The organism is Arcobacter arenosus (assembly GCF_005771535.1).
GTDB classification, from domain to species: domain Bacteria; phylum Campylobacterota; class Campylobacteria; order Campylobacterales; family Arcobacteraceae; genus Halarcobacter; species Halarcobacter arenosus.
The window spans coordinates 108,200-128,506 of sequence record NZ_VANU01000003.1 but is presented as its reverse complement, the minus strand read 5'-3'; the positions used below and the strand labels follow the sequence as shown (position 1 = coordinate 128,506).

At 27.9% G+C, this 20,307-nt stretch carries 24 protein-coding genes; 20 read left to right on the top strand and 4 right to left on the bottom strand.

The window, feature by feature from the left end:
• The first annotated feature begins 18 nt into the window (after window positions 1-18).
• The 11 genes from FDK22_RS07830 to FDK22_RS07780 all read left to right on the top strand — a co-directional run bounded on the left by FDK22_RS07830 (window position 19) and on the right by FDK22_RS07780 (window position 9,857).
• Window positions 19-1,239, top strand: coding sequence for a glycosyltransferase family 4 protein (locus tag FDK22_RS07830; protein WP_138152368.1), 1,221 nt, complete (start codon window positions 19-21; stop codon window positions 1,237-1,239).
• A gap of 27 nt (window positions 1,240-1,266) precedes the next feature.
• Entirely contained in the window at window positions 1,267-2,247 is a 981-nt protein-coding gene (holA, locus tag FDK22_RS07825) for a DNA polymerase III subunit delta (RefSeq protein WP_138152367.1), read from the top strand.
• A 77-nt stretch (window positions 2,248-2,324) separates the two neighbouring features.
• Window positions 2,325-2,678: a 30S ribosomal protein S6 gene (gene rpsF, locus FDK22_RS07820; protein WP_138152366.1), complete on the top strand. Its 354-nt coding sequence runs from the start codon at window positions 2,325-2,327 to the stop codon at window positions 2,676-2,678.
• Window positions 2,679-2,700: 22 nt separating this feature from the next.
• Window positions 2,701-3,249 carry a single-stranded DNA-binding protein gene (locus FDK22_RS07815; RefSeq protein WP_138152365.1) on the top strand — a complete coding sequence of 183 codons (549 nt, stop codon included), beginning with the start codon at window positions 2,701-2,703 and terminating at the stop codon, window positions 3,247-3,249.
• 16 nt (window positions 3,250-3,265) lie between these two features.
• Entirely contained in the window at window positions 3,266-3,523 is a 258-nt protein-coding gene (gene rpsR / locus FDK22_RS07810; protein ID WP_138152364.1) for a 30S ribosomal protein S18, read from the top strand.
• 160 nt (window positions 3,524-3,683) lie between these two features.
• Window positions 3,684-4,691 carry a Fe(3+) ABC transporter substrate-binding protein gene (locus tag FDK22_RS07805; RefSeq protein WP_138152363.1) on the top strand — a complete coding sequence of 336 codons (1,008 nt, stop codon included), beginning with the start codon at window positions 3,684-3,686 and terminating at the stop codon, window positions 4,689-4,691.
• Between the two features lie 146 nt (window positions 4,692-4,837).
• Window positions 4,838-5,839 carry a Fe(3+) ABC transporter substrate-binding protein gene (locus FDK22_RS07800; protein WP_138152362.1) on the top strand — a complete coding sequence of 334 codons (1,002 nt, stop codon included), beginning with the start codon at window positions 4,838-4,840 and terminating at the stop codon, window positions 5,837-5,839.
• 6 nt (window positions 5,840-5,845) lie between these two features.
• A complete protein-coding gene (locus FDK22_RS07795) occupies window positions 5,846-7,426 on the top strand; it encodes an ABC transporter permease (protein ID WP_138152361.1) in 1,581 nt (526 codons plus the stop codon).
• Window position 7,427: 1 nt separating this feature from the next.
• Window positions 7,428-8,432, top strand: a complete 1,005-nt coding sequence (locus tag FDK22_RS07790; RefSeq protein WP_138152360.1) for an ABC transporter ATP-binding protein — start codon at window positions 7,428-7,430, stop codon at window positions 8,430-8,432.
• 66 nt (window positions 8,433-8,498) lie between these two features.
• Complete coding sequence (locus FDK22_RS07785) at window positions 8,499-9,068, top strand: GNAT family N-acetyltransferase (RefSeq protein ID WP_138152359.1); 570 nt, start codon at window positions 8,499-8,501, stop codon at window positions 9,066-9,068.
• Between the two features lie 6 nt (window positions 9,069-9,074).
• Window positions 9,075-9,857 carry an AraC family transcriptional regulator gene (locus tag FDK22_RS07780; RefSeq protein WP_138152358.1) on the top strand — a complete coding sequence of 261 codons (783 nt, stop codon included), beginning with the start codon at window positions 9,075-9,077 and terminating at the stop codon, window positions 9,855-9,857.
• A 2-nt stretch (window positions 9,858-9,859) separates the two neighbouring features.
• Here the strand turns inward: FDK22_RS07780 and FDK22_RS07775 are convergent, their stop codons facing one another.
• Both FDK22_RS07775 and rraA read right to left on the bottom strand, forming a co-directional pair.
• Complete coding sequence (locus FDK22_RS07775; protein ID WP_228711664.1) at window positions 9,860-10,657, bottom strand: ion transporter; 798 nt, start codon at window positions 10,655-10,657, stop codon at window positions 9,860-9,862.
• A gap of 84 nt (window positions 10,658-10,741) precedes the next feature.
• The gene (gene rraA, locus FDK22_RS07770; RefSeq protein ID WP_138152357.1) at window positions 10,742-11,248 is read right to left on the bottom strand and encodes a ribonuclease E activity regulator RraA; all 507 of its coding nucleotides are present in this window, start codon (window positions 11,246-11,248) and stop codon (window positions 10,742-10,744) included.
• Window positions 11,249-11,412: 164 nt separating this feature from the next.
• On the opposite strand from rraA, the gene FDK22_RS07765 reads away from it, so the two are divergent.
• From FDK22_RS07765 to FDK22_RS15825, 5 genes are all read left to right on the top strand, one after another.
• Complete coding sequence (locus FDK22_RS07765) at window positions 11,413-11,976, top strand: 3'-5' exonuclease (protein WP_138152356.1); 564 nt, start codon at window positions 11,413-11,415, stop codon at window positions 11,974-11,976.
• 236 nt (window positions 11,977-12,212) lie between these two features.
• The gene (locus tag FDK22_RS07760) at window positions 12,213-12,944 is read left to right on the top strand and encodes an HNH endonuclease (protein WP_138152355.1); all 732 of its coding nucleotides are present in this window, start codon (window positions 12,213-12,215) and stop codon (window positions 12,942-12,944) included.
• A 133-nt stretch (window positions 12,945-13,077) separates the two neighbouring features.
• Window positions 13,078-13,374, top strand: coding sequence for a nucleotidyltransferase family protein (locus FDK22_RS07755; RefSeq protein ID WP_138152354.1), 297 nt, complete (start codon window positions 13,078-13,080; stop codon window positions 13,372-13,374).
• Window positions 13,367-13,513, top strand: a complete 147-nt coding sequence (locus FDK22_RS15830) for a hypothetical protein (protein ID WP_228711662.1) — start codon at window positions 13,367-13,369, stop codon at window positions 13,511-13,513. The genes FDK22_RS07755 and FDK22_RS15830 overlap by 8 nt, the downstream gene beginning before the upstream one ends.
• 3 nt (window positions 13,514-13,516) lie before the next feature.
• Window positions 13,517-13,738 (top strand): HepT-like ribonuclease domain-containing protein, encoded by a 222-nt coding sequence (locus FDK22_RS15825; protein WP_228711682.1) that lies wholly within the window; start codon window positions 13,517-13,519, stop codon window positions 13,736-13,738.
• 44 nt (window positions 13,739-13,782) lie between these two features.
• Here the strand turns inward: FDK22_RS15825 and cysS are convergent, their stop codons facing one another.
• Both cysS and nusA read right to left on the bottom strand, forming a co-directional pair.
• On the bottom strand, window positions 13,783-15,177 hold the full coding sequence (cysS, locus tag FDK22_RS07745) for a cysteine--tRNA ligase (RefSeq protein WP_212744997.1): 1,395 nt from the start codon (window positions 15,175-15,177) through the stop codon (window positions 13,783-13,785).
• A 5-nt stretch (window positions 15,178-15,182) separates the two neighbouring features.
• Window positions 15,183-16,358, bottom strand: coding sequence for a transcription termination factor NusA (gene nusA, locus FDK22_RS07740; protein WP_138152352.1), 1,176 nt, complete (start codon window positions 16,356-16,358; stop codon window positions 15,183-15,185).
• 154 nt (window positions 16,359-16,512) lie between these two features.
• Here nusA and FDK22_RS07735 point away from each other — a divergent pair, with 154 nt between their 5' ends.
• From FDK22_RS07735 to FDK22_RS07720, 4 genes are read left to right on the top strand one after another with little or no spacing between them, the layout of a single operon-like run.
• Window positions 16,513-16,755, top strand: a complete 243-nt coding sequence (locus FDK22_RS07735) for an HP0268 family nuclease (protein ID WP_138152351.1) — start codon at window positions 16,513-16,515, stop codon at window positions 16,753-16,755.
• Window positions 16,756-16,776: 21 nt separating this feature from the next.
• Window positions 16,777-18,093, top strand: a complete 1,317-nt coding sequence (gene miaB, locus FDK22_RS07730; RefSeq protein ID WP_138152350.1) for a tRNA (N6-isopentenyl adenosine(37)-C2)-methylthiotransferase MiaB — start codon at window positions 16,777-16,779, stop codon at window positions 18,091-18,093.
• Window positions 18,093-18,707 (top strand): lysophospholipid acyltransferase family protein, encoded by a 615-nt coding sequence (locus FDK22_RS07725; RefSeq protein ID WP_138152349.1) that lies wholly within the window; start codon window positions 18,093-18,095, stop codon window positions 18,705-18,707. The genes miaB and FDK22_RS07725 overlap by 1 nt, the downstream gene beginning before the upstream one ends.
• A 13-nt stretch (window positions 18,708-18,720) precedes the next feature.
• Window positions 18,721-20,304 (top strand): hypothetical protein, encoded by a 1,584-nt coding sequence (locus tag FDK22_RS07720; protein WP_138152348.1) that lies wholly within the window; start codon window positions 18,721-18,723, stop codon window positions 20,302-20,304.
• Window positions 20,305-20,307 lie beyond the last annotated feature (3 nt).

The window sequence follows — 20,307 nt, the reverse complement described above, 5'->3', positions numbered from 1 at the left end:
TTTAAAATAAGGCAATTTATGAGAATATTACACGCATTAGCTCAACGACCAGGAAGAACTGGAAGTGGAGTATTTTTACAACAATTATTTAAAGCTGGATATGAAAAGGGTTATGAACAAGCTGTACTTGCAGGAGTACCTCTTTTAGAACAAGACCCAGATATAGATAATCTTGAATTAAAAAATTTTTATCCTGTTTTATTTGAGAGTGAAAACCTTCCTTTTCCTGTTGTTGGGATGAGTGATGTAATGCCTTATAAAAGTACAAAATATAGTGATATAAATGAAACTATGTATGAATCATATGAAAAAGAGTTTAAAAAAGTTATAACAAGTGTAATTGAGGAGTTTAAACCTGATGTTGTAATTTGTAATCATATTTGGCTTTTAAGTACTTTTTTTAAAGATTTATATCCAAATTTAAAAACTTTGGTTTTATGCCATGGAACAGATTTAAGACAAATGAAACTTTCACCCAAGTTAGCTTCAATAGTAAAAAGTAAGGTTTCAAGATGTGAATATCTATTTGCCTTAAACTCTGCCCAAGCGAAAACAATCCAAGAGTATTATGATGTGGAAGAAGAAAAAGTAATTGTGAGTGGAAGTGGTTATAACCCAGATATGTTTTTCCCAAATAAAAATAGAGAAAAAAACGATAATGTAAAAATTGCATATGTGGGAAAAATGTGTAATGCCAAAGGGGTTCCCCATCTTTTAAATGCAATTGATAGTTGTAAAAAATATGAGCATATTGAATTAAATCTAATAGGAAGTGGAAGTGCCCTTGAAAGTGACGAGATTATAAAAAGTATTGATAATAGAAAAGCAAAGGTAAATTATTTAGGGATTGTACCTCAAGAAGAACTTGAAAAACTACTAAGAACTTGTGATCTTTTTATTCTTCCATCATTTTTTGAAGGTTTACCTTTAGTTGTTATTGAAGCTTTAGCTAGTGGCGCTAAGGTTATTTGTACAGATTTACCAGGACTTGATGATTTTTTAGGTGAAAGATTAAAAGAACTTGGTGCTATTAGATATATAAAAATGCCGAGATTAAAAAATGTTGATACCCCATATGAAGAGGATGTTTGTGAGTTTGAAGATAGACTCTCACAAACTATTGATGAGGCCTCTTGTGAAATTTTAGAGGGTAAAAAATATGATATAGATGAGGTTATAAAACTTTTAGAGGATAAAACATGGTCTGGACTTTTTAATAGACTTGAGAAAATGTTTTAAAAAGCAATAATTAGCTAATATTCCATCATGTATAAAAACGAATTCGATAATCTTTTAAATCAAAATATAAAATTTAATGCCTATATGTTTTTTGGGCAATCTAATTATTTAGTTGAACACTATACAGAGTTAGTAGCTTCTTCATTGGGATCGCCTGATGAGATAGAAAAACTTTATTTTGACGATTTTGATTTTAAATATGCGAAAAATAAACTACTTCAATCTTCACTTTTTGCAGCTAATAATATTCTTATTATTAAACTAGAAAAAAAATTAAATAAAAAAGAGTGTACAGAATTAATTGAAGCTTGTAATACAAATCCAGATTCAAAAGTTATTTTCTCTTGTATGGGAGATGGTGATTTTAAAACTATGGGTGGTTATTTTACAAAAAAACTTAATGCAGTTAGTGTTAGGATGTTTTCTCCTTTCCCAAATGAAGCTGTAAAAATGATAGAAAATCAAGCAAAACAATTAAATATGAATTGTGAACTTTCAGCACTTAATCATCTATATTTTATGCATAGACAAGACTTGTCTTTATGTATGAATGATTTAAAAAAACTTTCTATTTTAGATGAAAAGATTTCAGCAAATACAGTAAATAGACACTGTTTTGGTATTGGCGCTGTTAACTTTGAAGATTTTTTACATAATCTTTTATCTTGTTTAGATATCAGTGATGATCTAGAACTATTGCTAGAAGAGGGGATGAATGAAATTTACCTTTTAAATCAAATCACCTCATTTGTTCAACAACTTTTTATGATAAGTTCTTATGCAAGGGTTTTTGGAAGTGCAAATGCAAAAGAGATTTTAGGTTTTGTTCCCCCTAAAAATGTTTGGGAGAAAAAATCTAGACTTGCAATAAGTATTAAACCTGAAAAATTTTTAGAGATTTTAGAATATTTATTAAATTTAGAACTAGAACTAAAGTCTTCAAAAATTAGTGATTCTAATATCTATCTTCAGGCTTCTTTAAGAAAACTATCAGTTATTATTAGATAAAATCTCCCACTTTACAAAAAATCCTTGCTGATATTAACAATTTGTAAAGATACCGGCACAAACTATAAGGAGAACTGATGTCAAAATTAAAACATTACGAAACAATGTTTATCTTAAAGCCAACTCTTACTGAAGAAGAGACTGCGGCACAAATCGAAAAAGTAAAAGCTGACATTGCAAAAAACGGTGGTGAAATCGTTGCTTGTGATGATATGGGAACTAGACCTTTAGCTTATGAAATTGAAAAAAACAAAAGAGGTTACTATTTTGTAGCATATTTCAAAGGTGAGCCTTCTGGAATTCTTGAAATTGAAAGACAATATAGAATCAACGAAAATATCATGAGATTTATTTTCATTAAATATGAAAGTAAAAAAGAGATCGCTGCATGGACTAAAATGAGCGATGAGGCAGCTAAAAAAGCTAACTAATTAAATTTTGTAGGAACATCTTATGTATAATAAAATAGTAATGGTAGGAAACTTAACAAGAGATATTGAACTAAGATATATGCCAAATGGTTCAGCATTAGCTAAATCTGCTATTGCAACTAGCCATAGATATAAATCACAAACTGGTGAACAAAAAGAAGAGGTTTGTTTTTTAGATTTCAATATTTTTGGTAGAAGTGCTGAAGTTGCTAATCAATACTTAAGAAAAGGTTCAAAAGTTTTATTAGAAGGTAGACTGGTTTTTGAACAATGGACTGCGCAAGATGGAACTAACAGAAGTAAACATGCTTTAAGAGTAGATAGTATGAAAATGTTAGATTCTAAAGCAGATTCACAAAATATGGGGGCGCCACAAGCTCAAGGAGCGCAAAACTCTTATAATAGCCAAGGTGGTGGTTATAATCCTCAATCAAATCAATACAACCAGCAACAAGCACCTCAAAACAACATGGGTCAAAATAATTATGGTGGTATGAATAATCAAGCTAGTCAAGCAGCTGAACATAGAATACCTGAAATCGATATTGATGATGATGAAATACCTTTCTAGAATATAAGGATTAAAGATGGCAGAAAGAAGAAAATACGGAAAAAAATTTTGTAAATATAGCGAAATGAAAATTGATTTCATTGACTATAAAAACACTGAGTTATTAAAACTATCTATGAGTGAAAGAGGTAAAATTATGCCTAGAAGACTTACAGGTAACTCTAAAAATGCTCAAGAGATGGTAGAAAAAGCTATTAAAAGAGCAAGACATATGGCATTAGTTCCATATATTGTTGATACTCAAGATGTAACTGACGCAGCTTACGCTAGATAATTTTTAAATATTTACATAAAAATTTAATTGAAGGGAATAGTTTTTACTATTCCCTTTTTTATTGCCCAAAAACTATTTTGATAATCATTCTTAGTATAAGTTATTATTAAGGAATCAATCATTATAATTTCAATAATAATTATCAATAAGGAAAATAGGTATGCTAAAGAAATTATTTTTAGGTGCATTTATGTTGACAAGTTCGATATATGCTGCAAGCGAGGTTAATATTTACTCAACAAGGCATTATGATACTGATAAAGTATTATTTAAAATGTTTGAAGAAAAAACAGGTATAAAAGTAAATGTTGTAAAAGCAAAAGGTTCTGCTTTAGTACAAAGACTTGAATCAGAGGGTGAAAAATCTCCAGCTGATGTTTTAATTACTGTTGATGCTGCAAGATTATATACAGCAAAAGAAAAAGGTCTTTTTCAAGCAATTGAATCAGAAAAATTAATAAGTTCAATCCCAGAAAAATTAAGAGATAAAGATAACCAATGGTTTGGTTTAACAAAAAGAGCAAGAGTTACAGTTTATAAATTAGGATCAGGAGTAGAAAAAGAATTATCTACATATGAAGATTTAGCAGATCCAAAATTTAAGGGTAAAATTATGGTTAGATCTTCAAATAATGAATATAATCAATCATTATTAGCAGGTATGATTGCTCACCATGGTGAAGAGTATGCTTTAAACTGGGCTAAAGGTGTAGTTGCAAATATGGCAATGGCTCCAAAAGGTAATGACAGATATCAAGTAAAAGCTATTGCAAATGGTATCGGTGAAATTGCAATTGCAAACACTTATTATATTGGTAAAATGGTTGATAACAAAGATGAATCACAAGCCCAAGCAGTAAAAAAAGTTAAAATTTTCTTTCCTAAATTTGAAAATGGTGGTACACACGTAAATGTAAGTGGTGCTGGTGTTGCAAAATATTCTCCTAATAAAGAAAATGCAATTAAATTTATTGAGTTCTTAGCAAGCAAAGATGCACAAGAGTTATTTGCTGGAGGAAACTTTGAATATCCAGTTATTGAAGGTGTAAAGAGAAATCCTATAGTTGAATCTTGGGGAACTTTTGAAGATGACACAATTTCAATTAATGAACTTGGAAAAAACAATGCAGCAGCTGTAAAAATATTTGATAAAGCTGGTTGGAAATAATATAATCTAACATTTATAAAAAAGAAAGGGAATAGTTTTTGCTACTCCCTTTTTTTATCTCCTCTTATAATTTTGATAACAATTATTACTATAAGATATGTTTTACTTCAATAGTGGTATAATTTACACTTTTAAAAGGAATGAATATGATTAAACAAATTATTTTAAGTTTTTTTATTTTTACAAGTTTTGTTTTTGCTTCAAGTGAAGTAAATGTATATTCCCATAGACATTATGATACAGATAAACAATTATATAAGATGTTTGAAGAAAAAATGGGTATTAAAGTAAATGTTGTAAATGCAGATGCCAATGCCTTAATCAAAAGATTAGAAAGTGAAGGTGAAAAATCTCCTGCTGATGTTTTAATCACTGTTGATGCAGGAAGACTTTATCAAGCAAAATCAAAAGAATTAATTCAATCAATTGAGTCAAAATATTTAATGGAAGTTGTACCAGAAAATATGAGAGATGAAGATAATAAATGGTTTGCTTTAACAAAAAGAGTAAGAGCTTTTATTGTTCCAATTGATAGTAACATTGAGATTAAAACTTATGAAGATTTAATAAAACCAGAATATAAAAAAATGATTATGGTTAGATCTTCAAACCATGTTTACAACCAATCAATGCTTGCCGCTGTTATTGCTCACCATGGTGAAGAGTATGCTTTAAAATGGGCACAAGGTGTTGTAAAAAATATGGCAAGAAAACCTAGAGGAAATGATAGATACCAAGTAAAAGCAGTTGCAAATGGAATTGGAAAAATTGCTATTGCAAATACTTATTATGTTGGTAAAATGATTGGTAATAAAGATATTGCAGAAAGTGAAGCTGTTAAAAAAGTTAAAATTATATTTCCAAAGTTTGAAAATGGTGGAACACATATAAATGTTAGTGGGGCAGGGGTTGCTAAATATGCTCCTAATAAAGAAAATGCTATAAAATTTATAGAGTTTTTATTAAGTCCTGAAGCACAAGATTTATTTGCAAATGGAAATTTTGAGTATCCTGTGGCAAAGGGTGTTAAGAAAAATGATGTAGTATCTTCATGGGGAACTTTTGAAGAAGATAATATTTCAATAAATACTATGGGAAAATATAATATAAATGCTGTTAAAATATTTGATAAAGCAGGGTGGAAATAAGAAAAATTGAAGATTTTTAATAAGTTAACAGTAAGTAGTATTTTTTTAACACTATTCATCTCTATTCCAGGTTTAATTTTAATTTCAAATGTTTTTGTGGACAGTAATAACTGGACACATTTAGTTGATACTGTACTTTTTGAATATATTTATAACTCTTTATATATCATGTTTGGAGTTGCTATATTAACGATTTTTTTAGGTTTTACAACAGCTTATATAACAACTTTTTTTAAATTTTTTGGCTCACATTTTTTCCACTACGGTTTAATTTTACCCTTTGCAATCCCTACATATATTATGTCGTATATCTATGGGGGTATGTTTGATATTACCGGTTCAGTTACAACTTTTATTTTAGATTTAATGGGTAAAACTTTAAATGAAGTATATTTCTTTGATATTATGTCTATTGAAGGTGCTATTATAGTAATGTCTTTGGTTTTATATCCTTATGTTTATTTAATCTCAAAAACATATTTAAAATCTGAATCAAGTTCAATTATAGAAGCTTCTAAAACTATGGGATTAACAAATTTCCAGATTTTTTATAAAGTAATTTTACCAATATCAAGACCTGCAATTGTAGCTGGGGCAATTTTGGCAGTTATGGAAGCAGTTGCTGATTATGGTGTTATGGATTATTATGGTGTTTCAACCTTTGTAACTGGTATTTTTAGAACATGGCTTGGAATGGGAAGTGTTGAAGATGCTTCAAAATTAGCATCTATGTTGATGCTTTTTGTTTTTCTACTTATCTTTCTTGAGAGGTTTCAAAGAAAAAACAAAAGGTACAAAAGTAGTGGAAAAGATTTTAAACCTATTGTAAAAGAAAAAATTACTGGATTTAAAGCAGTTTTAGCATTTTTTGCCTGTTTTATTCCATTTTTCTTTGGATTTTTATTACCTTTTTCTCAAATGAGTTATTGGTTTTATATCTCTTATGAAGAGATTATTGATGAAGACTTTTTAACTATACTTTACCAAACATTAGGTTTAGGAATTTCTAGTTCAATTATAATTACTGCCTTAGCTTTTATAATTGTTTATAATGTGAGAATTCATAAAAGTAAAATTGCAGATAATCTTGTACAAATAGCAAAACTAGGTTATTCAATTCCAGGTGCTGTTGTAGCTGTTGGTGTATTAAGTTTTTTCTCATATATAGATAAAAGTTTTGATATTTTATTAAGTGGTACAGTTATTGCTGTAATTTTTGGTTATATCGTTAGGTTTATTGCTATTTCAATAAATAATTATGAATCTGGATTTAGTAAGATTCCTCAAAGTTATGATGATGCATGTAAAACTATGCAAGTTGGTAGTTTTTATACTTTTTTTAAAGTGATTTTTCCTTTATTAAAAGGTTCAATTATGACAAGTTTTATAGTTATTTTTATTGAGACATTAAAAGAATTACCTCTAACAATGATTTTAAGACCATTTAATTTTGATACTTTACCTGTATTATCCCATGAACTTGTAACTCAAGCTCAGGTTATAGAATCAGCAGTCCCTGCAATGTTTATAGTATTGTTTGGTATGGTATCAGTTTTAGTACTTGTAAAAAAGATGGTGAAGGATTAGGATGACAAACGTAGGTATTAGTGTAAAAAATTATTCAATTGCTTTTGGTAATACTCAAATTTTAAATGATGTATCTTTAAGTGTAAAGCAAGGGGAGATTGTAACTATCTTAGGACCAAGTGGTTGTGGTAAAAGTACAATTTTAAGATCAATCGCATCACTTGAAGAAAATTATACCGGAGAAATATTTATCAATGAACATTGCTTAATAGCAAATGGAAAAAGGGAGTGTCACAAAGATATTGGTTATATTTTTCAAGATTATGCATTGTTTCCACACTTAAACGTAAGACAAAATATTGAATTTGCCTTATATAAACTAAACAAAATAGAAAGACAAAGAAGAGTTGATAAACTTTTAAAACAATTTGATTTAGTTGACCATAGACATAAACAAATCCATGAATTAAGTGGAGGACAACAACAAAGAGTTTCTATTGCTAGAGTTTTAGCCTATGAACCAAAGGTTATATTACTTGATGAGCCATTTGCAAATTTAGATACACTTCTAAGAAATAAAACAAAAGTTTGGTTAAAAAAATTAATCAAAGAGTTAGGGCTTAGTGCAATACTTGTAACCCATGACCAAAAAGAAGCTCTTAGTATGTCTGATAAAATTGCAATAATTAACAACAAAAGAGTAGAGCAATTTGGAACACCTAAAAAACTATTTGAAGAGCCAAACTCTTTTTATGTAGCAAATTTTTTAAATAAAATTAATAAACTTCCAGAAAGATTGATTGAAAAAATTGGATGTAGTGTTCCAAAAGACTATGTAGGGATTGTTCCAATTGACAAAATAAAAGTTGTAGCTGATAAATCTAAAATCAAAGCAACTATTTTAGATGTATCTTATTGTGGTGATTTTTATGAGTTGGATGTGATTTTAGATGATTATGAAAATACAGAGATTATAGTAAAAACTTTTTGTATTGATTGTTTAGAAGAGAGTTCAATTTGTTATTTAGATATTGATATAAAAGATATAAAACTAGTTAGGAAATAGCAAAATATTACTATACATTAAATTTTAAAATCACTATAATATTTTTTTAGTTAGAGGAGATTTACAGTGATTTTAAAAATAGCTGACAATAATGATGTAGAAGGTATCTTAAATTTACACAGTAAGTATCAAGTTGATACTATAAAAGAAGAAGACAAAAAAGATGGTTTTGTTACAACTTCTTTTACAAAAGAACAATTAGAAGATATTATAAAAAAAGAAAAAGGTATTTTTGTAGCAATTGATAATGATGAAGTTGTTGGATATGTTATGTCTGCATCTTGGCAGTATTGGTCAAAATGGCCAATGTTTGCATTTATGATTGAAGATTTGCCAAAGCTTCAATATCAAGGAAAACAAATTACAATTGATAATTCATACCAATATGGACCAGTTTGTATTGATAAAAGATATAGAGGCTCAGGACTTTTGGAAAAACTTTTTGATTTTGCAATTGAAGAGATGTCAAAAAAATATGAGATTTTAGTTACCTTTGTAAATAAAATAAATCCAAGGTCATATGAAGCCCACAAAAGAAAAATGGGACTTGAAGTTATCCAAGAGTTTCAGTTTAACAATAATAACTATTATGAATTTGTATTTGATACTTCAAAAAGAGTTTTAAAAGAAAAATAGGAACACATGAGCGATATATTTTATGTTAATAACAACTTTAAAAATGTTACTTTAAATAAGCACTTTCATGAAGAATATACTATTAGTTTAGTATATGAAGGTGCACATTTTTTTGCAAATGAAAAAGAAAAACATAAAATAGTGCCTGGAATAATTCAAGTTGTAAATCCATATGAGATACATACTACAAACAATAGTACATGGTCCCATCTAAATATTATGCCAACTGTTTCTTTGGTTAATTCTATTGCAAAAGATATACTTAAAAAAGATAGTTTAGAGACGATTCATTTTAATAGTTTTATAAATGATGAAAAAGCTTCATATTTGTTTATAACTATGTTTGAAACCTTTGAATCTAAAGAGATAAATGATTTAGCAGTTGATAATGCAATATTTGATTTTTTAGATTATATATTAAAATACCATTCAACAATTAAAGAGAATCAAATAATTGAAGATAAAAAAACAACAAAAAGTTTTTCTTCAACAATAGATTTTATTGATGCAAATATAAGAGATTTAAACATCTCCTTAGATGATTTATCAAAAAATGCAGGATTGTCAAAGTTTCATTTTTCTAGGGAGTTTAAAAGAAATTTTGGTATTTCCCCTTCCCATTTTGTTCAAATAAAAAAAGTGAATAAAGTAAGAGAACTTTTAAAAACTGATATGTCTTTATCAACTATTGCTTATGAAAGTGGTTTTTCTGACCAGTCTTATATGATAAAAGTTTTTAGGAAATATTCAGGTTATACACCATCTTTGATTAAGAAAGTAAGCTCTTAAACTTACTTTCTATGTGATTTTATAATTAATTGTTTTAGTTCTTGAATCTCATTTTGTAAAGATTTAATTTCGTTTTTTAATTCATTTTCAGAAACTTTTACTTCCTCGATTTTTTCAATCTCTTCTTCTTTTATGATACTCATTGCATCTACAATTATTGCAACAACAAGGTTAATCATAATAAAAGTAGCAACAAATATAAATGGAATAAAAAATGTCCATGCTAAAGGGTGTTGCTCCATTAGAGGTCTTACAATTCCCATTGACCAAGATTCTAAAGTCATAATTTGAAATAGACTATAAAATGATTCTCCAAGTGTTCCAAACCATTGGGGAAAAGTCTCTGAATACAAAGATGTCGCCATGATGGCAAAAACATAAAAAATTAAACTCATAAGTCCAATTATTGAAATCATCCCTGGTATAACACTTATTAAAGCAGCAACAATTTTTCTCATTTGAGGAACTACTGTAATAAGTCTAAAAAGTCTTAAAACCCTTAAGATTCTTAAAACTTGGAAACTTCCACTTGATGGGATTAACGAGATAATTACAACAAAAAAATCAAATAAAGACCATGGGTCTTTAAAAAAAGAGATTCTATGGGCAATTATTCTAAGTGTAACTTCAATAGTAAAAACAGAAATTACAAAGATATCAAAAGCATGAATTATGCTACCAAAACTTTCCATAACTGATTTTGAAGTTTCTAAACCCATTGATATACCATTTAAAATGATAAGTATAATAATAAAGTTTTGAAACTTTTTTGCTTCTACAAGGGATTTGATTTTATCCAAGTTTTTGTCCTATTAAAATTTTTTGGAATTATACTAAAAATTTTTATATTTAATAAGAAAAACTTGAATAATTCTTTTAAACTATTAAGAGATTATAGGAACATCACTTGTATCAAGTTCAACAGATGAGATAATTACCCCATCTTCATCGGCATATATATAATCTCCATTATTGAAAGTTACTCCACCAAAGTTTAACTCAATATCTCTAATCCCTTTTGTTTTTTCAAAGTTTCTAAGTGGGCATGTACCTAAAGCATATAAACCAATATCAAATTTAACAGTTTCTCTAGTGTCTCTAACATATCCATTTATAATCATAGCTATATAGTTGTTTTTTACTGCAAATGCTGATAGCTTGTCCCCAACAACACCATAATAAGATTCTTCAACATCAATTACAACTACTTTTCCTGTCCCATCTTCATTTTTTAAAATATCAATTAAATCCCAATTGCTTTTATCAAGTTTTATAGTAATAACCCTTCCTTGAAAACCTTTTTTCCCTCCAAAAGATTTAAAGTTTGGGGATAATACCTGAATTTTTTTATCTTGATTCATATCACATAAGTCTGCAGTTTGATAATACATTATTGTCCTTTTCCTTTTTTGTTTAACCATTGGTGCTAGTCAGGCACAATACAAGAGGATAGTATTGTGAAAAAAAATCAAAAATTAATCAAATTGAAAATTAAAAATAGTTTTTTTTCAAATTTTAAAAGAGATATTTACAAATTCATACACTATAATTCCACATGATTATTTTAGACTTTGAAACAAACACTTTAAATCCATATGATGTTATAGAAGCTGCAGCTGTAAAAATTAAGATTCAAGATAATGAACTAGTTGTAGTAGATAAATTTCATCGGTATTATCTTTCAAGATATCCAGTTAATTATTACGCCTTTCAAGTACATAGATTAACTCCAGAGTTAATACTTGAACATAGAAATAAAAGTGAAGAAAAATATGCTTCTTATTTTAAAGAGGATGAAGACTTTGTAGAGTTTTGTAAAGATGCAAAAACTTTAGTTGCCCATAATATAAGTTTTGAGCTTGCAAGAGTTGAAGGCTTGGCTTCTTTTGAAAATCATATTTGTACCATGAAAGAGAATAAGCATATTGTAAAAGCTTTAAATAAAAATGGGAGAATCAAAAATCCAAAGTTGGATGAGACTTGTATTTTTTATAATATAGATTTTGATGATGAGAGTTATCATAGTGCGACTTATGATGTGTCTAAGACTTATGAGATATTAAAATGCATGCATCGGGAAAAGAAAATTCATCTTTTTGATAAACTCAGCGTTAAATAAAATTTTTTAATCAGTCATTTACTACAGTAAACTCCTTCATAAAAAATTCTCTTTGCCTTGATTTTAATAAAAATATGAATTTTCCATTGTCTTTAAAGCCCATATTTTAGAAGTTATACCTAAAATATGCTCTTTTAAAATATATAATAAATAAGTGGATTTAAGTGCTTTATTTATATAATGTATATTCAATAAATAGTTATGTGAGATTTAAAAATAAAATAGGAATTAGTAGATTGGCAATATCAGAAAAAACTAGAAAAATGCTTTGGGCAAAATCAGGTAATAGATGTGCTATCTGTAAAATCGAACTAATTACAGAACAAGAAACAGATAGTAAACTAAATATTGGTGAAGAATGTCATATTATAAGTAGTAAATTAAAAGGACCAAGACATAAGCCGAATTTAAATGACTATGATACATTTGATAACTTGATTTTATTATGTAGAAATCATCATAAAGAAATTGATACTTTAATAGATTCTTTTCCAGAAGAAATACTAAGATATATGAAACAAAATCATGAAAACTGGGTACAAAAGACTTTAAAAAAAGAACTTGATAGCAATAAAAATATAGAAGAAATAAAATTTTTAATAAGAATCTCATCTGGGAAAGAGTTAATGAATATCTTATCTGATGTGATGGGATATAGGGTCGATTACGATAATATAATTTCAAAAGATGAAGCTGACTATATTGGAAGTACATTACAAACATTTATTGATTATGGTGAAATCAGTAGTGATTTAGAAATTCAAGATAAAATTAATATAGGCTTAGAGTTTGATAACCAAATAAAAAAACTTGACGAGGAAGGTTATTTTATATTTGGTGAAAAAAATGTTGAAGAGTATAGAGGTGTCAAAAATTTTTCCATTGCAACTTTATTAATAAAAAGAAAAGATAATGAAGAAATAATAAAAGTAAACTTAAACGAAAATGAAGCACATAACAAACCATAGTACACTAATAAAGTATCTGCGGCACTTTATTAGTGTATTTAAACGTTATCCAAAATATTACTAAAGTATTTACTGAAATTAAATTTGATACAATATAAAAAGAAATTTTGAAAAATCTCGAGGATATAGAATAATGCACAAAAAAGATATATTAAGCTATTTGAAATCAAATCAAGAATACTATCAAAAGCAATTTGGAATACAATTTATCGGTTTATTTGGATCATTTGCGAGAGATGAGGCAAATGATAATAGCGATATAGATATTTTATATAAAATCGAAAAAGATAAAAAGCTCTCAATGTTTAAGTACCTTAAACTTACTAAACAACTTGAAGATTTTTTTCACAAAAAAATTGACCTAGTAAGAGACGAAACATTAAAACCGCAAATAAAAAGTTATATTCAAAAAGATATTAGTTATGTTTAAAAGTAATAGAGGTTATAAGCTTTATATTGAAGACATATCTAATGAGTGTAAAAATATTAAAAAATTTGTTGAAAATATAACTTACAATGAATTTACAGAAAATCTTGAAAAGGTTTATGCTGTTGCAAAAGCTTTTTAAAATATAGGGGAAGCTGTAAAAAATATACCAAAAGAGCTTACAGAAGAATACCCTGAAATCCCATGGAGCGAAATAGCCAAAATGAGAGATGTTTTAACTCATCATTATTTTGGAGTTGATGACAAAGTTTTATGGGATACATTGGGAGAAGATTTTGAAGAGTTTGAAAAAGTCATCAATGATATGCTAAGAAAATTGGATAACAAATTCTATCACCAAAAGTAAACCTATCAGTAAACTCAAATGTTAGTTAAGGGAATAACTAAAACTTATAGTTTTTCCCAAACAACACCATTTGGCGTATCCATTACAGAAATCCCAAGTGTTGTTAATTCATCTCTAACTTTATCAGCAGTTTCAAAATCTTTTTCTTTTTTAGCCTCAGTTCTTTTTTCAATAAGCTTTTCAATTTTAGAAATATCATCTTCTGAAATTCCAAATTGAAAATAAGAATAAGCATCACTTCCACCTATTCCAATAACTTCATCAATAAATTCTAAAGTAGCTACAAGCTCTTTTTTGAAAGCTTTATTTTTTGGTTCTTTATCAAGTGTTTCATTTGCTTTATTGATGTACTCATCAATAGTTGCCATTGCTTTTGCAGAGTTTAAATCATCATTTAATGCAGTTAGTAGTGATTCTTTAAATTCTTTATTTACAGCAGATTTTCCACCACCATAAACCCTTTTTTTAACTCTATATAATTTATCTAGTCTTTTTTTAGAAGAGATTAAATCCTCTTCATTAAAGTTAAAGTTTGCTCTATATTGTGCAGTTAATAAATAAAATCTAACAACTTCACCAGAATAAGATTTTAAAATATCTTTTAGGAAAAATGAGTTTCCTAAAGATTTACTCATTTTTTCTCCATCAATAGTTACAAATCCATTGTGCATCCAGTATTTTGCTAGATGTGACTTTGTTGAACATCTTGTTTGAGCAGCTTCATTTTCATGGTGAGGAAATAGAAGGTCGGCACCACCACCATGAATATCTATTTGAAAAGGCTCATCTTTATAGGCTAGATGTTTATTTATCATAGCTGAACACTCTATATGCCACCCTGGTCTTCCTTTTCCAAAAGGAGATTCATAGGCAACATCTTCAGCTTTTTCAAATTTCCAAAGTGCAAAATCACTAGGGTTTCTTTTTTCAGTATTTGCTTCAACTCTAGCAATTGAGTTTTCATCACTTGCTCTTTTTGATAAAGAACCATATTCTTCATCTTTTGAAACATCAAAATAAACACCATCTGAGATTTTATAGGCGATATCTTTTGACATCAAATCTTCAATCATCTCAATCATTATTTGAAGATTTTGTGTTGCCTTTGGTTCAAGTGAGTTTGGTAAGATATTTAAAGTTTCCATATCAGCTTTATAAGCATTGATATAAAGAGTTGTAATATCTTCTAAACTTCTTTTTGTTTCGTGCATTTTTTTGATAATCTTATCATCAATATCAGTGAAGTTTTTTGTCATTATAACTTTATAGCCATTAGCTTTTAAAACCCTATGAAGTAAATCAAAAGCAATTGCACTTCTTGCATGTCCTAAGTGTGAATCATCATAAACTGTTGGACCACAAACATATATTCTTACTTCATCATTTTTAATTGGTTCAAATAGAACTTTTTCTTTTTTTACTGAATCAAAGATTTCAATTTTCATTATTTAAATAGTGCCTCTAAACTTGCTGTATCTGTTACTTTTTCTTGTTCTAGTGAATTGTTTTGTTCTCCACTTTGAACACTAGCTCCACCAATCTCTTTTAACTCAATTTCATATTTTGTAAGCATTGAAGCTAATCTGATATTTAAACCAGCTTTTCCAATAGCTTTACTTTTTTGATCACTTGGTATTGTAACTATTGCTTTACCTTTTTCATTACCCTCAGCGTATTTTTCAATAACTACACTTGAAATAATTGCAGGTGATAAAGCTCTTGAGATAAACATTTCAGGAATAGTTGAGTATTCAACACAATCAATATTTTCTCCACTTAATTGTTTTGAAACAGCACCAATTCTAACACCTTTTACCCCAACAATTGAACCAATTGGGTCTACATTTGAATCTGTTGATAAAAGGGCAATTTTTGCTCTACTTCCTGGGATTCTAGCACTTGCTTCAATTGAGATAATTCCATCTTTTAATTCTGGAACTTCTAAAGCTAAAAGTGACTCTAAAAATTTTGGAGATGTTCTTGAAATTTCAACAATTAAACCATTTGTTTTATCTATATTTACAGCTCTAACAACAGCTTTTACTGTATCTCCAACTCTAAAAGATTCACCTTTAATTCTTGATTTTCTTGGAAGCATACCTTTAACTTCACCAATTTCAACAAAGGTATTTTCTTGTCTATCAACCCTTGTTACTGTACCACTAATTGTTTTTCCAATTTTATTTTTATATTTGCTTAATAGTGACTCTTCCAAAAATCTTTGAACTCTGTATTCAAAATTATTGTGAAGAATAGTTGCTGCGTTTCTTCCCATATTTTCAAATTCTAAATCATAGTTTACGAAGTCTCCAATTTCTAGACTGTCATCAATCTCTTTTGCTTCATCAATTGAGATATAATTTTCTTTACTGATGATGTTATCATATTCATCAACTCCATCTTCAAGTAATCTTTCGTCGCCATTTTCAACAACTTCAATTTTTTGGAATAGTTCTAATTTTTTATTTTTTCTGTCAATCTCTGCATCATATCTAAGAGTTGCATCAACCATTTTTTCGGCAGTTTTAATTAACGATTCTTTTAATGCTGTTTCAACATCTTCATTTTTTAGACCTTTTTCATAGGCAATAGAGTCTAAAATATCTATTATTTTGTCCATTAGTAACCTTCTGTTTTTTTAACATTGAAATGTAATGTTTTGATTTTCAATGTGAGAGTAGGATGATATTTTATCTAAAAACAGCTTTTATAGAAATTAAAGCAATTTTAAGATAAACTATTTAGCTAATTTAAAAAGATAAGGGTTTATTGAGATGGAATTATTACTTGCAAGAAATGAGTTAAGTGAAAAGCCAAAAAAAGTACAACTAGACAAAGTTAAAGAAGAATTAAAAAACTTAGGTGAAAAAATATTTTATTTTGATAAAGATAATTCTCATAAAGACATGATGGCGCTTGTTGACTCTTTGGAAGATGAAGGTTTTAATGTGTATTTTAGAGAAGTTAAATATGGACTTGCAGACGATGAGTATATGTATGAGGTTCATGCTTTATAAGATAAGGAATTAAAAAACTTAATGAGTAAACAAGAAGAGAAAAAACTATTTATACAAACACTTGGTTGTCAGATGAACGATACTGACAGCCAACATATTATTGCTGAATTAAAAGAGCATAAAAATTATTCTACAACTGACAATATGGAAGAAGCAGACTTAATTATTATTAATACTTGTTCAGTTAGAGAAAAGCCTGTTTCTAAACTTTTTTCAGAAATAGGTCAATTTAATGTAAAGAAAAAAGAGAATGCCAAAATTGGAGTATGTGGTTGTACAGCTTCACATTTAGGTAAAGATATTATGAAAAGAGCACCTTATGTTGATTTTGTTTTAGGTGCTAGAAATATTTCAAAGATTAAAGATGTTGTTGATAAAAAAGGTGCAGTTGAGATTGATATTGATTATGATGATTCAACTTACCAATTTGCACAAAGTGGACACAATTTATATAAAACTTCTGTAAACATCTCTATTGGATGTGATAAGAAGTGTACTTTTTGTATTGTTCCAGCAACAAGGGGTGATGAGATTTCAATCCCTACAGAAATGATTGTTGAACAAGTTAAAAAGGATGTTGCTAAAGGAGCCAAAGAGGTTACTTTATTAGGACAAAATGTAAATTCTTATGGTAAAAGATTCTCTGATAAAAGAGAAAAAACTTCATTTACTAAACTTCTTCAAGAGGTTTCAAAAATTGAAGGACTTGAAAGAATTAGATTTACTTCTCCTCACCCATTACATATGGATGATGAATTTATTGAAGAGTTTGCAAAAAATCCAAAGATTTCAAAATGTATTCATATGCCATTACAAAGTGGTTCAACATCTATTTTAAAAGCTATGAAAAGAGGATATTCTAAAGAAGGTTTTATCAAAAGAGCAAAAAAGATTAGAGAAATGGTACCAGATGTTAGAATTACAACTGATATTATTGTAGCTTTTCCGGGAGAAACTGAAGAAGATTTCCAAGATACAATTGATGTAATCAAAGAAGTTAAATTTGACCAAATTTTTAACTTTAAATATTCTCCAAGACCAAATACAGAAGCTTTAGAATTAAAAGATTTAGAGATTCCTGATGATATTGGAAGTAAAAGATTAATTGATGTGATTGAACTTCATAAAGAGCATCAAAGTGAACTGATGGATTTAAATATTGGTAAAACTGTAACGGTTTTATTTGATAGTTTAAAACCAAATGGAGAAGTTTCTGGATTTACAGATAACTATTGTCAGGTTTTTGTTAAAGGAAGTGATGAACTTCTAGGAAAACTTGTAGATGTAAAAATCACAGATGCAACAAGGACTGCTTTAAAAGGTGATGTGGTAAATTAATGAAACTTTTTTTAGTAACAAAAGTTGTACCTTTTATAATGCAACTTATCGTAAGAATAATCTACCTTACTAGTAAAAAAGTTTACCACCATCCAAATATAGATAAAAATGAAGCTTTCATCGTAGCCTTTTGGCACGGAGAGCTTCTTATGCAACCCTTTAACTATCAAAAATTAAAACCATCGGGAAAAGTAAGTGCTATGATTAGTGAGCATAAAGATGGTGAAGCAATTACAAAAACAGTAGAGTATTTAGGAATTGATTCAATTCGAGGTTCGAGTTCAAAGGGTGGAGCAAAAGCACTAATTGCTGCAATTAAAGAGATTAAAGGTGGAGATGATATAGCTATTACTCCTGATGGCCCTAGAGGACCTAGACATTCTGTTGCAGATGGAATAGTCGCTATTCATAAGAAAACAAATGCTAAAATATTGATATTTAATTGTAAGTGTACAAAATATTGGCAGTTTAACTCTTGGGACAAGTTTGTTGTGCCAAAGCCATTTGGTACATTGGAATTTTTTATAAGTGAGCCTTTGGATGTTAGTGATCTTGAAAACGAAGAAGCTAAAGAGGTTATAAAAAACAAAATGCTCATTAATGCCATAAATTAGGATAAAAAGTTTTATGTTTGCTAAAGAGTCTTTGTATATAAATGCTATAAAATATAAAACTCAACTAAAAATAAATTATAAAAAATTAAGTAATAATGATATAGTTGAGACCAATAGTTCAACCTTTGTTGTAAAAGATGATATTCTTGGTCGAGATATAGCAACAAAGATTAATGCACAACAAGAAGAGACTGAAAACAGTTTTATCTCAACACTTCTTTTACAAGATGAAACAAGACTAATTAAAAAAAATCAACCTAAACCAAAAGATTATGTGGTTTCACCATTAAATGATGAGTATAATATAGCTGTATCTAAAAACACATTATTTGAATCTAAAAATTTCTTTGAAAAATGTGGTATTGATTATATCTTTTCAGCATATCATATTTTAAATCTACATATTGAGCAAAACCCTTGCCAAAATAATCTTGTAATTCTTTTATTTAATAACCAAGCTTTTTGTTTTATTTTAAATTCAAAGGGCGAAATTATATTTAATAAAAGGGTTGATGTTACAGCCTTTGAAGAGATAAAACAAAGTGAATTTTATGAAAATGAGATTATGGGGCAAAAACTTTATGATGAGGTTTATGCTTTAGAGATTTATGAACTTATTAAAAACACAATTGAAGAGTTTTATTCTATTACTAAAAATGTATTTATAGAAAAGATTTCTATCCTTTATAATTTAAAACTTATTTCTGAAGAACAAATTCAACAAATGAGTGATGATTTTATGATAGAACTTTCTTATCATCCTATCTCTGTTGATGAAGAACTTTTTCAACTTTCTAAGGATTCACACGGTTCAAAAAGTTTTATAAAACCTAGAGTTAAACCTAAAAGCTCTTTAAAAACTTTTTTTATATCTATTGTTATGATTGCACTAATTTTAGGTGTAGGATATTACTTTTTACCTGTAAAAGAGTTATATAATCAAATTTCAAAAATAAATATTCAAGAGAATATAAAAGAACAAAATGTACCTACTATTAAGCCAATAAATTTACCTGATCATATTGAAAAAAATTCATATGTAGAAACAAGGGTTTTAAAAGCTTTAGAATTAATCCCTTATGATGTTGTTTTAAATGAATTAAGCCTTGAACGAAATTATTTAAAAATGGATATAAATCTTTTAAATAAAGACACTTATATTAAAATTTTACAGCCTGAATTACTAAAATCTTATAATATTTCACAAATTGAATTTAAAGAGGAAAATAAATCACCTATCTTAGAAGCTACACTTAGTGCAGAGGGCTTAAAAGAAAAAGAGAAAGTTATATTAAAAGATTATAAAGATATTTATATTCAAAATGAGTTTATGCCAATTATTAGAGTTACAGAACAAATAAAAATTTTATTCCCTGAAAATGCAATTGTAACTTTTAAATCAAGTTTTAAATCTGAGGTTGTAACTTTTAATTATTTAGTTAATGTAGTTATACAAAAGCCATTGGAGTTTTTTGAATTGATTAATAGATTAAATAATGAGTTATATTCAATAAATATCTCATATCCTATTAATTTTATTAAAACTGAAGCTGGAATTGAAGTGGAGTTTATATTACAATTTCATCAACCAAAGTAGAAA